This is a genomic window from Polymorphobacter sp. (assembly GCF_048007885.1).
In the GTDB taxonomy this organism is placed as follows: domain Bacteria; phylum Pseudomonadota; class Alphaproteobacteria; order Sphingomonadales; family Sphingomonadaceae; genus Sandarakinorhabdus.
Genome location: NZ_CP180346.1, coordinates 1,640,218 through 1,652,546 on the forward strand (window position 1 = coordinate 1,640,218; position 12,329 = coordinate 1,652,546).

Below are 12,329 nucleotides of genomic sequence, written 5' to 3' on the forward strand. Positions count from 1 at the left end.
TTGACGAATCAGGGTCGCAGCTTGGCGACTAGGATCGTTGGCGACGCGCCTTTGCCGTTGTCATTGCACGCTCACGCATCTCTTGATCTTGCTAGAACACACCCTGAACAAAATAAGGCGAGATGCGCAGAATTGCCGACGATTTGCGCCACTCCAGCTCCTGAGCATTAGATTAAAACTCTAGATATGGTGTCACGGGAAAAGGGTACCGCGTACAGGTAAGAGATATGCCTATGCCGAGCCAGATCGAACTTCGTCCCACGTCCGGCCTCAGGCCCTAGTCGGGCAATGCCCGCACCCACAGCAAGGAGCAGGATCGGCAGACCGCCAGCAGCATCCGAAGGTTCGACTTAACCAACCCGGTGCTGATCACCGATGATGGCGAGATCATCGCGGGACATGGCTGAAGTCCCGACTCTACGGCTGTCGCATCTGAATGCCGCCCAACGACGGGCCTATGTGATTGCCGGCAACAAGCTGGCGCTCAACGCCGGCTGGGATACCGAGATCATGGCGATCGAGTTGCAAAGGTTGATCAATCTCGACTTCGACGTTGAGCTGACCGGGTTCAGTCTCGCCGAGATCGACCTGATCCTCGATGATGCCCGCGGCGCCAGCATTGAGGCGCCGGCCGGACTCGAGGACCAGATTTCGGCGGTACCGGCCAATCCAGCGACTCGCCGCGGCGACCCCTAGTCGCTGGGTCGACACATACTGTCGTGCGGCTATGCCCGGGGCGAGGCTGACTATGCGGCATTGATGGGCAACGAGCCTGCCGAGCTCGTCTTCACCCGACCCGCCCGACAATGTCGCCATTGATGGCAACGTCTCCGGTTCGGGGGCGGTCAAGCACGCCGAGTTCGCCATGGCATCGGGTGAGATGCTGGCTGAAGCGTTCAGCGCCTTTCTGACCGAGACGTTCGGCGCCATGGCCGGGTACAGCCGCGACGGCGCAATCGCCTTTGTCTGCATGGACTGGCGGCACATGGACGAACTGCTCGTCGCCGGCCAAAGCGCCTTCACAGAACTCAAGAACCTCTGTGTCTGGAACGAGACCAACGGCGGTATGGTGACGTTCTACCGCTCGAAGCACGAGCTTGTCTTCGTCTGGAAGTTCGGCACCGCGCCACACAGCAACAGCTTTGGACTTGGCGATACTGGGCGCTACCGCACCAATGTCTGGAACTATGCCAGCATTAACAGCACGGGCTCCAGGCGCGCGGACGAGCTTGCGATGCATCCGACCGTCAAGCCGGTGACGCTCGTCGCCGACGCCATCCGCGACTGCTCGAAACGGGGCGACATCGTCCTCGACGGTTTTGGAGGCTCTGGTTCAACGCTGACCGCTGCCGAGAAATGTGGGACCTCGGCATCCGAAGCACGCGATTGCTTGACCCAGCTGGCATGAGCCGGGACAGGCCCTCGCCAGAAAACTTATCCCGCTCAACAATCAGTGAACAAATTGAACGTAAACAAAAATGCAGGTTAACCAGATTAATAGAGAGAACGCTACTGAGTAGGAAACTCCCTTAAAGAAATTTCGAGCATCGGAGAGTAGCAAACTATCGGGCTCCGGATATTCAATTTTATCCTCGACAATAGGATTATTTATTGCAGCATGCGAGTCAATATCTTCATGTCCAAGGGCCTTCCAGTAAGTTCCCTGCTGCAGCTTTAGACCACAGGCATACATTTTCGCAGAAGTAACTTCATCATACACGCCTCGCGCGATGAACTTTATTATTCCAGACTCTTGAATACGTCGTAGATTAAAGGCTATTCGATTTATATCCGACGCCTCTTTCAAGCCATTCTGTATAAACGGATCTGCGTAAAATCGAACAACGTCAGGTCGGTTTGTCGAGATCACGCGATAAGCCTCATCAAAACCAGAACTAAATTCAAAGCCAACTCGGAATCCCATCTGCCGGATTCTAAAAACCCAATAGCTTAAATTGTAATATGTCGGCCAAAAATTGCGAAAGTTTAGAACTATGATAATTTTACTTGTTATTTTTCTGTTATTTTTTGCAAATGCATAAACAGAGTTCCACAATGCGTCACAGCTAATACTGGCGGACGACACTCCGACTGTAATATCTTGATCAATTTTCTCGTTCTTATAAACATCAAATACTCTGGAGAGAGCCCAATGATCAACAATGTGAGCGGTGCCAAGTCTCTCGCATGAATCGATAATATCGCCGAAATCAAGGTCGACATGATTATGTCGAAATTTTAGCTTAACATCATACGTTTCTACGTTTACACACTGATCAACATTTATAATTTTTTCAAACAGTATTTTTATGTTAAATTCTCTCTCAAGGTCAGTCATTGCATAAATAAAAGGCACCGACGTGTCCAAGTCTCGCTTAAGCATGTCGCGCCACCGGCCTTCAGACAAGTGACAATGCGTATGCCCAATAAGATCAAATTCTCTATCAGTTTCGTACATACAATTTATTCCATTTTTTATTCTGTGTGACATACTTAATACGAATCACAACATCGATATCCGGTAAGCCCGTCTTCGGAAGATTTTGTTCATCCTGGTATTTAGAGATCGAGCTGGATAGAGATGAACTCCATTGGCCATCAACGTCTCCACGATAGTGGCCAGACGTCTTAAGAGACTCCTGAACGAATCGGAGTGTCTGCTCGCTGATAGTAAGTGATTCTCCATCCTTCTTTGCTGTGATCATTGGAGAATAATCTCGAACTCTGATGTCGTTTAGAAGTCTCTATTGCCTGAACTGCGTGCTGGATGGATCGAAGCTGGACGGAAAGCCGAACAGATCAAACGTGTTCTGGCTGTCGTTGCCCGTCGCCTGCGAAACATTGCCTGACGTCGAGGGAGATGAAGCGACGGTGCTGTTGGTACCCTGGTTGCCGGTGGCGGTGGCCGCCACGTTGCAGTTGAACTGTCGCTCAATGACTGTGTTGTAGATGGGCGGGGCGAAGAAGCCGTTCTTTTTGCGCTGGCGCAAATCTTCGATGAAGGCTCGGTTGGCCCTGTCGTTTGTTGTCGCGAATTGCCAGGAGAGGTTCTCCGCCACGCCGTTGGCGCCGGCGGGCAGGGCGAGGTTAACAGCGATAACGGCCGCCAGCAACCTTCCCAAACGATGTTCTGACAACTGTATGACGCAGTCTCCCTTACTTCGCCGCGTGGTGCGCCCGGCGTCGAATGGGGTCAACTACATTCACTGTTCGATTTTATGCGTAAAAAGACTAGGTAATAAAAAAGGGCGTTTTTTACCAGTGATTAGGGTTGAACTTTCGCTCAGGGATGCCCATATGCTAATCGTTCCCCGTACATTTAAGTATGAAAATCTGCAGCAACACAGAGGAGCATGGGGCGCGTCTGGGCTGTTTAGCCTTTTAACGTTTCCTGTCATCGAGATGAGGAGAGGAACTTGCGATGCTACATTTTAAAGATCCGCTCGACGTGAAAGACATGTGCCTTGCGGCTAACGAATTACATGAGCTTTTTCGCGCGAAGGGTCTCGATTTTCTGTCCAAGGAAGGACGAATTTGGTGCCGAAGCGTCATCTACGACAGGCAAACGATAAAAATTATCGCGAATGTCGACGATGTTTCGCTCAAGACTGCGCATATCGCATTAGATTCATTGCAATTGGCAGGGTTTTTATCGAAGCAAAGATTAGATGAAGATCGTCGTTGTGTTTCCGTTCACGTGAACTATTCGCCTCTCATAAATCATGTTAGGGCGGTCGCGTAATTTTTTGTTGTTTGGAATTATCAAGACCTGTTTATTTTTGTTTCAGGTGCTGTTCGCATCTTCACAGGAGTTAGGCGTTCCGCGGGGTCGCAGCCTTGGTATTGTGGGGTAAGCTTTGCGAAATGCGGGGGTACGGTGCTACCCGAGGCGGTTCCGGCTCTGCCGCTCCGTCGGGAGAGCCGGAGGGCGATCGTTCCGAAGGCTGTCGGACTTTGGCCCGCAGAGGCGCGTTGTGGAACGGGTCGCCGGGCAGATCGCAAAGCCCTGGCGGTCCTGCGTCGTGGCTCGGGGTCGTGGGACCCCTTGCGCATCGGATGCTGGCTCTCGTGGAGACCAGACATGGTCGGCTACATTTCACCGACCGGAGAGCCAGCCCCTCAAGGCCCGGGCAAACGCTTGCGGTTGGCGTGCGGCGCGGCTGCGAGGCCCAGCAAGCTGATGAACGCAACGAAGCTGCTGGCAAGAACGCACCGCGCGACCATAGCCGAGCTTGGGGCAACCACTGGGTGGCAAACGCAGGGCGTCCGGGGCTGCTCTAGGGGCTGCGCGAACAGGGCTTCAGCTTCATAAAGGAGGCGCGCAGACCGGGCGACAACTGCTCCGGGATCGAGACTGCCGGCGGCGTTAATCGTGAGCCTGCGTTGATCCCACCCTGAATGGTTGGAACCTCAGGCCCGGCTGGTGGTGACGGGACCGAAGGCGCCTGATCATGACGACCCTTGTGGAACAGCTGGCAGCCATGTCCCCGGCCCGGCTACGCAGCGCATGGAATCGGGTGTATCGCATGAACGAATGGCAAGTTCCGGGATCAGGGTCGTCGGCGCTGAACGGCCACGGTGAGGGCGCAAAGCGGCCAATTCTCAGCGAGATTTCAGTGGCCACAGAAGCGTTGGTTTTCGTGTGAGCCGCCCCTCGAGCTGGGTGACACGCGACACCCCGGACGCGCAAAGCCGGAGCTTAGAGTCGTGGGAGCACCGGCACATCGGGTGCCGGCTCCAACACAGACCGCTCATGACCAAGAACGAGACCCAAAGCTCTCGAGGCAACACCGAGCCCAAACCCGCCACGGGCAAGCGCGTACCAAGCATCCGCAAAAGCTCTGGAGCCCGCGCTACGCCCACCAAGCTGACACAGGCCGCGCAGCTCCTGTCCCGAGCCGGCGGCGCCACCATGGCGGAGCTGGGAACCGCCAGTGGCTGGCAGCCGCACAGCATCCGCGCGATGCTATCGGGCCGGCGCAAGAAGAGCGTTGTGCTGGTCAAGGAGACCTGCAAGTCAGGCGATTGCTGCTACCGCATCGAGCCTGAGCGGGCGGATGGCGCCAGCGACGCGTCAGACGGTCGGTTCTGACTGTGGTGCGCTGACGCTGCCCTGACGCCCTGATCGTCGGAAGCGGCTTTTCAGATCCATGTTGAGGCCGATGAGGGCCATGAAGAGGACAAGCGCGATGACGAACGCCGCGACGGTCCCGTTGAGGCCAAGCCGTCCGAGCGGGAACAGGAAGTTCCATTTGTGGACCATGCTGAAGACAAAGCGTTCAGGCTTCTCCCAGTCATTCACCTTGTCGACGAGAACGCCCGAGGCGGGATCGACGAACAGGCTGGCCCTGACCGGTGCGCCATAGTCCACCCGCCAGACGGGCAAACGCTTGTTGCGGAAATCATATTCGTCGCTGAAGCGGGTTACGAGCTCGGCGGATGTCGGGGCGCTGTCGGTGGCACCGAGAAAGCGCTGCGCCATGGCGAGCGCGATGGCGCGGTCACCGTCAGGCGCGGGCGTGCCTGTGGCGGCATCGATGTAGATCGCCGGACCGTCGGGCTTGAGCCCGGTGAAGCGGGCTTCACGGATTTCGGCATCCGTCCTTGGCACGGGCGCCGTCATGGCGGCGCCGTGATCATGGCCACCATGATCGTGTGCGCCGCCGCCAGCGGGCGCTGCCGGGGCAAGGCCAAGGCGGTAGAGGGGCTGGCCCTTGCCGCCGGCGACGAGCGCCACCGATACGATATTCCGGTTGCGGCTCAGCGCATCCCAGTCGGCCTCGACGGGCCAGGCGCCGTTGGCGACGGCAACGGGCAGGCCCATCTTGAGCTGGCTCATGGGCGGCACCAGCGCGGACTGGACCAGATGATAGATGCCGCTTGTCGAGAACATGATGAGCGGCAAGGCGAGCACATAGCCCATTGCGCGGTGCCAGCCGCGGCTGCCGGGGAGGCGCTTCTTGCGGCGGATGGCGATGAGCATCATCACACCGGTGACGGCGAGCGCCAAAAGGCTGCCGACCATGATTGCGATGATCGGCACGCGCAGCCAGTCCAGGTTTTCCGGCATCCATTCCCATGTGTGGAGCGTGCCGAACACCGCCATGAGCCGGCTCTTCGTCGTGTTGTTGACGGCCGCCAGCGCGGAGGTTTCGGTGTGGACATAAGCCGTCAGCCCGTCGTCTCCGGCGAATTCCACGCGCCAGACGGGGAGCAGGCGATTGACCCATGGATAGGCCGCGTCGAACTCGGTTTGCAGCGTTGTGCTGCGGATTTCGCGATCCGTGGCCAGATAATGGCGGGCGAGAAACTCGGCCTGGCGACGATCGCCATCAGCAATCTCGGTGCCATCGGCTGGCCGGAAATAGCGCCGGGGGGCCATGGGGGTTTCGGTGACCTGCCAGAGCGCGGCGCCATCAGGGGCAGGCACGGTCTTGACGGCGAGCGCCGCCGCGATTCCCTGCCCGGCCAGCGTGGTGGCGATGGGGCTGGCGCCGGACAGGTTGATCTCGGCGCCCGGCGGCATGAACTGCACCTGCTGAGGCCCGAACAGGACCATGGCGACATGGCTCAGGCCAGAGAGGCTCCAGAGCAGCAGGCTGATGCCGCCGACGAGCGCCAGCCAGCGATGCTTGCTGTTGGACCATGCGGCGGTTTTCTGTTTGATGGACATGGCACTGTCTCCTTTCAGAAGCGCGACCGGAAGCCGCCAAAGACAGCTCGGCCCTGACCGGGGGTGTAGATTGCAGCATTTTCAACCGATTGGTTGGCGACTGTGGTGAGATTGGCGATGAAGACCGTGTCGAACAGATTCTCGACCGAAGCGAACAGCTCCATCTTTTCGAAGACCGTGACGCCAGCGGTGAGTTGAACGGTTTCATAGCCGGGCGCGCGCTCGGTGTTCGCATAGTCGGCCCATGGCCCCTGGGGTATGTAGCGCAGCGTTGCGGAAAGATAATATCGGTCGAGCTGATCGAAGCGGGCCTCTGTGATGAGGACATGGCGGGGGACCCCGGCCAGCTGATTGTCGCCGTAAACCGGGTCATTTTCGAACAGGAACTTGTTGAATGTATAGGCAGCGCTCAGCCGCAGCGACTGGCCCTTGGCAGCGAGGGCATCGCGGGCGGGCCGGATATCTAGGCCGAGTTCCAGGCCCTGATGCACGGTTCGTTCGCCATTGACCGTGACAGTGACAAGGCCGCGTGCGCCGGGAACGGCGCGATCGAGGAACTCGTTTTCCAGTTCGGCGCGGTAAAGGGCGACATCCCAGGAGATGTTGCCCGACTGGCCGCGCGTGCCGATTTCGTAAACGGTTCCGCGCTGGGCATCCAGCGGCGCAAAGGGAAAGGCGCCGCCCGACGTCAGATCGGCGAGACTTGGTGGCTCGAAGGTGCGGCTGATGTTGCCGTAGAACTGGGCTTTGTCGGTCAGATCGAAAAGCATGCCAATGCGGGGATTGAACTGCTGATAGGTGCCGCGACCGGTCACCGCATTGAGGATCGCTTCGACATCGCGTGTGGCACTGGCGAACTGGGCGCCGGCAATGACGGCGAGCCTGTCGGTGAGCCCGAGATCAAGCTGGCCATAAGCGATGAGCAACGACGAATCCTGGTCCGACCTTGAGGTCAAGGCTCCGGGCTGGCCAGAGTCGTTTGCGAAGACCTGCGCATCGTTGCTGCCATATGCGTAGATCGCGCCCACTTGCCATTGGCTTGTTTCGGCGAGGAAGGGCAGGCCGCCGGAGAGGCGCAGGGCGCCTCCGACTTCGTCTTCGCCCTGCACAATGATACCTGCGAAGCGGGTGATCGCATGATCGAGCGTTCGCCGCGAATACCAGGCGCCGAGATCGACGCGGGTTTGGCCGAGGTCGATTGTGGTCAGGTTCGAAATGCGCAGCACGTCAAGATTGCGGTCCCAGTCATCAGCGACAGGCCCGGGATCGAGGATGGTGACGGGACCGCCGGGGAAGAAGGGACCGATCGTGACGGGCCGGCCGGCAGCGGTTGGATTGGCCAAGGCGTCGTCGAGCCGCAAGGCGCCGGCCAGCTTGAAGTTGTCGCTGAGCGCCGTGATGTAGAAGCGGGTTTCGACATTGTCGGCCAGTCGCAGCCCGAGATTGCCATGACCATAGACGCTGCTCACGTCGCTGTGCTCGCGGTAGCCCTCGCTGGTCAGCCCCGTGACCCCGGCCCAATAATCGAGCCGATCATTGCGGCCGGAAACGGCGATATTGCCGCGAAGCGTTGCAAAGCTGCCACCTTCAGCCCGGACCGAAAGCGGCGCGCGCGCAGTCTGGCCGGTGGGGCTCACGATGTTGACAGCACCGCCGAGTGAAGCGGCGCCATAGCGCAGGCCGTTGGCGCCCTTGAAGACCTCGATGTAGCGAATGGTGAGCGGGTCGACCTCCTGAAACTCGGTGTTGCCGGCCGCGCGGCTGATCGGAACGCCGTCGCGCAGCACGGTCAACCCACGGCGCTCAAAACTTGAATTGAGCCCTGAGCCCCGGACGGATATGCGGCTTTCGCGCTGGGCGCTGGTATCGGCAAAGACGCCTGGTGTCAGCTCAAGGACATCGCCGATGCTTTGCGCAAAAATGTCGGCAAAGCCTTCATCTTGGACCAGGCCGACTGCGCCGGGCACACGCTGCAAAGCCGCGCGCGCTTCATCGATCGACGGCGAAGTCGGGGTGCCGTCGCGGCTGGCGGTGATGATGATCTCATCCTGCCTTTGGCCAACCCCTTGAGCATTGGCGGGAATCGCAGGCCATAGCACGCACAACAACGATACGGCTGGCCACCGGAATGATCTGGAAAACATTTACGCCTCTTCAGCATGGGCTTTGGCTTCGTGATGCCAAAACGGTCACAAAGCAGTGACGCGCCCTTTGTCTGCATCAATGTCGGACGCCTTCACGACGGCCTCCATCGGCCGTCCGGCGCACGACGTTCACGTCAGCTGAAGATGTGTGGCGGTCCTGTGGCGGGCGGGGGCGGGGCGGCCAGCCCGCGGCCCGGCGCCAGATTGGGCGCGATTGGCGAGATGATGTCTGCAGGTTCGATGATGTGGCTGATGTCGGCTGTGGCCGGCAACAGAACCGGCGCGGCGAGCGCTGCCATCCCACAGCCGCTATCGGCGCTTTCATCATGCCCCTTGTGGTCCGCGTTGTGCGTCAATGCGGCCCCGGCATCGCCGTGATGCTCATGCATGGCGTGGGCGGAGGCGTTGGCGAGACTGGCCAAGGCGTTCGATTGTTCGGCGCAGGGGATGAGCGCAAGACCGCCCTGCTCGCTTCGGCCGATCATCCAGCCATTGGGGACGAGCCACGGCAGCAGGGCCGCCAGCGCGCACAGCACGGCGGCACGGTGCAACAGTGTCAGGCCCGGCGACATGGCAGGAATGTTGCACAATGACGACGCACGACAAAGATGAAAGTTGCGGCAGGCGACGAACAGCACGGCTGATCGCCATCGAGACCGGTTGGCCCAGGACGTGCGGTGCGTCTGCGCAGGCGCATGACGCCGGCTGGGCGCAGAAACGTGAGGAAGATGGTGCACCCGGAACGATTCGAACGTCCGACCCTCAGATTCGTAGTCTGATGCTCTATCCAGCTGAGCTACGGGTGCGTGGGCGGGGGCTATAGGCGAGGCGGGCGGGCTTGGCAAGGTTCGGCTTGGCAACATCGTGGCGGCGGGATAGGCGCTGTTTCATGGGCCGGGTTCCTCATGTTTTGCTGATGATGGCGCTGGCCGGGTGTGCGGGCGGGGAGGCGCGGGACTGGCCGAGCCTGGCGCCGCGGGCGGGCGAGGTTTCGCCGCTGGTGCCGCGTGTGCCGCTGGGGGCCTGTGTGGGCTGTGGGCCGGACGCCGAGGTTGCGGCGGCGGAGGCGGAGGCGGCGGCGGCGGACAGCCTTGGCGTGACGGCGCTGCCGGCGCCGGTACGGCCGGTGTTGCCGGGCGACATGACGGCGCGGCTGGACGGGATCGAGGCTGGCATTGCGGCGGTGGAGGCGGCCTGGCCGGGCGCGCGGACGGACGGGCTGGCGGCGATTGCGGCAGCCGGCGGCGGGGCCGTGGAGACCGAGGCGGCGGTGCAGGCAAGCCGGTTTGAGGCGCTGTTTCAGCCGCTGGGGCCGGAAGATGCCGCTTTGACGGCGCTGGAGGCGATTTTGGGGGATGCCGAGGGCGGCGCGGCCTTTGCGGGCCGGGTGGCGGGGCTGCGGGCGCGGCTGGACGCGCTGGAGGTTGTGCGCGCGGGCGGCCTTGAGGGGGGACGCTAGCGCAGCACGCCGGCGCGGACGGCTTCGGCGACGAGATCGGCGGCGCGTGCACCGATTTCGGTGAGGGTGACGGGGTCTGCACCCTGGCCGGTTTCTTGCGCGGTGGAGATGACGAAGATCGTATCGCCGTCAAACGGCGTGTGGACCGGGCGGACGGCGCGGGCGAGGCCGTCTTGCGCCATGATGGCGACGCGCCGGGCCTGGGCGCGGGTGAGCGGGGCGTTGGTGGCAACCGCGCCGATGCAGGTGTTTTGGCGGGTCAGATTTTGGGACAGCGCCAGCTTGGGCATGGGCACGGGGCCTGCGGGCGGCGCGCCTTCGTAAACCTCGCCGAAGCTGTTGGTGGCGATGAGCGCGCCGATGATGTGGCCGCTGCTGAGCGTGGCCGAAACGCTGCCGAGCCCGCCCGGGCGGCTGCCGGCGCGGGCGCCGAAGCCGGCGCCTGTGGGGCCTGAGGCAAAGGGTTGGCCGCGACTGGCGAAGGCGTGGGCGGCAAGCGCGGCATAGGGCGGGGTCTGGCCCCAGGATTTGTCGCCGCCATTGGCGAGATCGAACAATATGGCGGCGGGGACGACCGGGACGGGCGGCAGGCCGGGGCCGATGTTGAGGCCGATGCCGGCAGCCGACAGCGCGAGCGCCAGACCATCGGCGGCGGCGAGGCCGAAGACCGAGCCGCCGGCGAGCGCGAGACCGTGGACCCGCTCGACGAGGGTTGTTGGATCGAGCGCGTCGGTTTCACGCGTGCCGGGGCCGCCGCCGCGGACATCGACGGCCATGACGGCGGGCTGATCGGGCACGATGACGGTGACGCCTGTGCGCGCGCGCGCATCGACGGCGTGGCCGACGCTGAGGCCGGGGATTTGAGTGAAACAGTTCGCCATGGATGCGCGTATAGCAGAGACAGGACGCCGCCTTGCAAGCGCGCACAATGGCAGGCAGGAATATTGGCATGACCGTGACCGCCCATATCAACCGCATCGGCACGGCGCTGCCGCCCTTTGATGTGCATGAGGCGTTCATGCGCTTTGTCGGCGACCTGATTGAGGATGAGCGGCAGGCGCGGCTGTTTCGGCGGATGGTGGGGCGCGCCGGGATTTCGCACCGCTGGAGCTATGTGGAGCCGGTGGAGAACCCGAACCGCTTTCTGGCTGACAAGGCGGGCTTTTATACGCCCGGCGCCTTTCCGACGACGGGCGCGCGGATGGCGCGCTATGAGGCGCTGGCGCCGGGCTTTGCGGGGCGCGCCATTGATGCGCTGGGGCTGAGCCCGGCCGAGCGGGCGGGGATTACGCATCTGGTGGTGGCCTCGTGCACCGGCTTTGTGGCGCCGGGGCTGGACCAGCTGATTATGGCCGAGGCCGGGCTGGACCCGAGCGTGGAGCGCACGGTGGTGGGCTTCATGGGCTGTTATGCTGCGGTGAATGCGCTCAGGCTGGCGCATCATTTCGTGCGCTCTGAGGCGAGCGCGCGGGTGTTGGTGGTGAATCTGGAGCTTTGCACGCTGCATTTTCAGCAGACGACCGACCTGGAGCGAATTCTTTCGATGCTGATCTTTGGCGATGGCTGTGCGGCCGCACTTGTGACGGCGGAGGCCGAGGGGCTGGCGCTCAAGGATTTTCGCGCCGCGACGATTGACGACTCGGCGGATGCGATCACCTGGCGGATTGGCGACCAGGGCTTTGACATGCATCTTTCGGGCGAGGTGCCGGGGAAGATCCAGCGGGCGCTGGCGCATGAGGCGGAGCGGAACGACAAGGGCGGGCTGATGCGCGGCACGCGGGCGGATGATTATGCGCTGTGGGCCGTGCATGCGGGCGGGCGGACGATTTTGGACGCGGTGGAGGCGGGGCTGGAGCTGGACGGGGCGGCGCTGGGCCGCTCGCGCGCGGTGCTGAATGACTGCGGGAACATGAGCTCGGCGACGCTGATGTTTGTGTTGGCGCGGATGCTGGGCGATGTGGCGGACGGGCGGGCGCCGCGCGGCGCGCCGGGGATGGCGATGGCCTTTGGACCGGGGCTGGCGGCCGAGAGCTTTCGCTTCTCGACGGTTTGA

The 12,329-nt window shown here is 61.6% G+C and carries 13 protein-coding genes and 1 tRNA gene; 6 read left to right on the top strand and 8 right to left on the bottom strand.

Going from position 1 to position 12,329, the window contains the following annotated elements:
* Positions 1-399 precede the first annotated feature (399 nt).
* On the top strand, positions 400-696 hold the full coding sequence (locus tag ACMVO5_RS07700) for a hypothetical protein (RefSeq protein WP_416906939.1): 297 nt from the start codon (positions 400-402) through the stop codon (positions 694-696).
* 184 nt (positions 697-880) lie between these two features.
* A complete protein-coding gene (locus ACMVO5_RS07705; RefSeq protein WP_416906940.1) occupies positions 881-1,408 on the top strand; it encodes a DNA-methyltransferase in 528 nt (175 codons plus the stop codon).
* A gap of 42 nt (positions 1,409-1,450) precedes the next feature.
* Here ACMVO5_RS07705 and ACMVO5_RS07710 read toward each other — a convergent pair whose 3' ends face one another.
* From ACMVO5_RS07710 to ACMVO5_RS07720, 3 genes are read right to left on the bottom strand one after another with little or no spacing between them, the layout of a single operon-like run.
* Positions 1,451-2,458, bottom strand: a complete 1,008-nt coding sequence (locus ACMVO5_RS07710) for a hypothetical protein (RefSeq protein WP_416906941.1) — start codon at positions 2,456-2,458, stop codon at positions 1,451-1,453.
* Positions 2,445-2,705 (bottom strand): peptidoglycan-binding protein, encoded by a 261-nt coding sequence (locus ACMVO5_RS07715; protein WP_416906943.1) that lies wholly within the window; start codon positions 2,703-2,705, stop codon positions 2,445-2,447. Before ACMVO5_RS07715 ends, ACMVO5_RS07710 begins: the two co-directional genes overlap by 14 nt.
* A gap of 39 nt (positions 2,706-2,744) precedes the next feature.
* On the bottom strand, positions 2,745-3,197 hold the full coding sequence (locus tag ACMVO5_RS07720) for a hypothetical protein (protein ID WP_416906944.1): 453 nt from the start codon (positions 3,195-3,197) through the stop codon (positions 2,745-2,747).
* A 1,254-nt stretch (positions 3,198-4,451) separates the two neighbouring features.
* Between ACMVO5_RS07720 and ACMVO5_RS07725 the strand changes: the two genes are divergently transcribed.
* Positions 4,452-4,646 carry a hypothetical protein gene (locus ACMVO5_RS07725; protein ID WP_416906945.1) on the top strand — a complete coding sequence of 65 codons (195 nt, stop codon included), beginning with the start codon at positions 4,452-4,454 and terminating at the stop codon, positions 4,644-4,646.
* Positions 4,647-4,753: 107 nt separating this feature from the next.
* The gene (locus ACMVO5_RS07730) at positions 4,754-5,092 is read left to right on the top strand and encodes a DUF3489 domain-containing protein (RefSeq protein ID WP_416906946.1); all 339 of its coding nucleotides are present in this window, start codon (positions 4,754-4,756) and stop codon (positions 5,090-5,092) included.
* Here the strand turns inward: ACMVO5_RS07730 and ACMVO5_RS07735 are convergent.
* From ACMVO5_RS07735 to ACMVO5_RS07750, 4 genes are all read right to left on the bottom strand, one after another.
* Positions 5,075-6,673 (bottom strand): PepSY domain-containing protein, encoded by a 1,599-nt coding sequence (locus ACMVO5_RS07735; protein WP_416906947.1) that lies wholly within the window; start codon positions 6,671-6,673, stop codon positions 5,075-5,077. The two genes, ACMVO5_RS07730 and ACMVO5_RS07735, sit on opposite strands and share 18 nt — an antisense overlap.
* A gap of 14 nt (positions 6,674-6,687) precedes the next feature.
* Entirely contained in the window at positions 6,688-8,772 is a 2,085-nt protein-coding gene (locus ACMVO5_RS07740; RefSeq protein ID WP_416906948.1) for a TonB-dependent receptor family protein, read from the bottom strand.
* A 179-nt stretch (positions 8,773-8,951) separates the two neighbouring features.
* A complete protein-coding gene (locus tag ACMVO5_RS07745; RefSeq protein ID WP_416906949.1) occupies positions 8,952-9,389 on the bottom strand; it encodes a hypothetical protein in 438 nt (145 codons plus the stop codon).
* A 157-nt stretch (positions 9,390-9,546) separates the two neighbouring features.
* A tRNA-Arg gene (locus ACMVO5_RS07750) sits at positions 9,547-9,623 on the bottom strand.
* An 83-nt stretch (positions 9,624-9,706) separates the two neighbouring features.
* Between ACMVO5_RS07750 and ACMVO5_RS07755 the strand changes: the two genes are divergently transcribed.
* Positions 9,707-10,276: a hypothetical protein gene (locus ACMVO5_RS07755; protein ID WP_416906950.1), complete on the top strand. Its 570-nt coding sequence runs from the start codon at positions 9,707-9,709 to the stop codon at positions 10,274-10,276.
* Here the strand turns inward: ACMVO5_RS07755 and ACMVO5_RS07760 are convergent.
* Complete coding sequence (locus ACMVO5_RS07760; RefSeq protein ID WP_416906951.1) at positions 10,273-11,157, bottom strand: P1 family peptidase; 885 nt, start codon at positions 11,155-11,157, stop codon at positions 10,273-10,275. The genes ACMVO5_RS07755 and ACMVO5_RS07760 overlap by 4 nt on opposite strands.
* A gap of 68 nt (positions 11,158-11,225) precedes the next feature.
* Here ACMVO5_RS07760 and ACMVO5_RS07765 point away from each other — a divergent pair, with 68 nt between their 5' ends.
* On the top strand, positions 11,226-12,329 hold the full coding sequence (locus tag ACMVO5_RS07765; RefSeq protein WP_416906952.1) for a type III polyketide synthase: 1,104 nt from the start codon (positions 11,226-11,228) through the stop codon (positions 12,327-12,329).

Coding starts and splice junctions, on each gene's coding strand:
- ACMVO5_RS07700 (WP_416906939.1), top strand. CDS start 400: ATGGCTGAAGTCCCGACTCTACGGCTGTCGCATCTGAATGCCGCCCAA.
- ACMVO5_RS07705 (WP_416906940.1), top strand. CDS start 881: ATGCTGGCTGAAGCGTTCAGCGCCTTTCTGACCGAGACGTTCGGCGCC.
- ACMVO5_RS07710 (WP_416906941.1), bottom strand. CDS start 2,458: ATGTACGAAACTGATAGAGAATTTGATCTTATTGGGCATACGCATTGT.
- ACMVO5_RS07715 (WP_416906943.1), bottom strand. CDS start 2,705: ATGATCACAGCAAAGAAGGATGGAGAATCACTTACTATCAGCGAGCAG.
- ACMVO5_RS07725 (WP_416906945.1), top strand. CDS start 4,452: ATGACGACCCTTGTGGAACAGCTGGCAGCCATGTCCCCGGCCCGGCTA.
- ACMVO5_RS07730 (WP_416906946.1), top strand. CDS start 4,754: ATGACCAAGAACGAGACCCAAAGCTCTCGAGGCAACACCGAGCCCAAA.
- ACMVO5_RS07735 (WP_416906947.1), bottom strand. CDS start 6,673: ATGTCCATCAAACAGAAAACCGCCGCATGGTCCAACAGCAAGCATCGC.
- ACMVO5_RS07745 (WP_416906949.1), bottom strand. CDS start 9,389: ATGTCGCCGGGCCTGACACTGTTGCACCGTGCCGCCGTGCTGTGCGCG.
- ACMVO5_RS07755 (WP_416906950.1), top strand. CDS start 9,707: ATGGGCCGGGTTCCTCATGTTTTGCTGATGATGGCGCTGGCCGGGTGT.
- ACMVO5_RS07760 (WP_416906951.1), bottom strand. CDS start 11,157: ATGGCGAACTGTTTCACTCAAATCCCCGGCCTCAGCGTCGGCCACGCC.
- ACMVO5_RS07765 (WP_416906952.1), top strand. CDS start 11,226: ATGACCGTGACCGCCCATATCAACCGCATCGGCACGGCGCTGCCGCCC.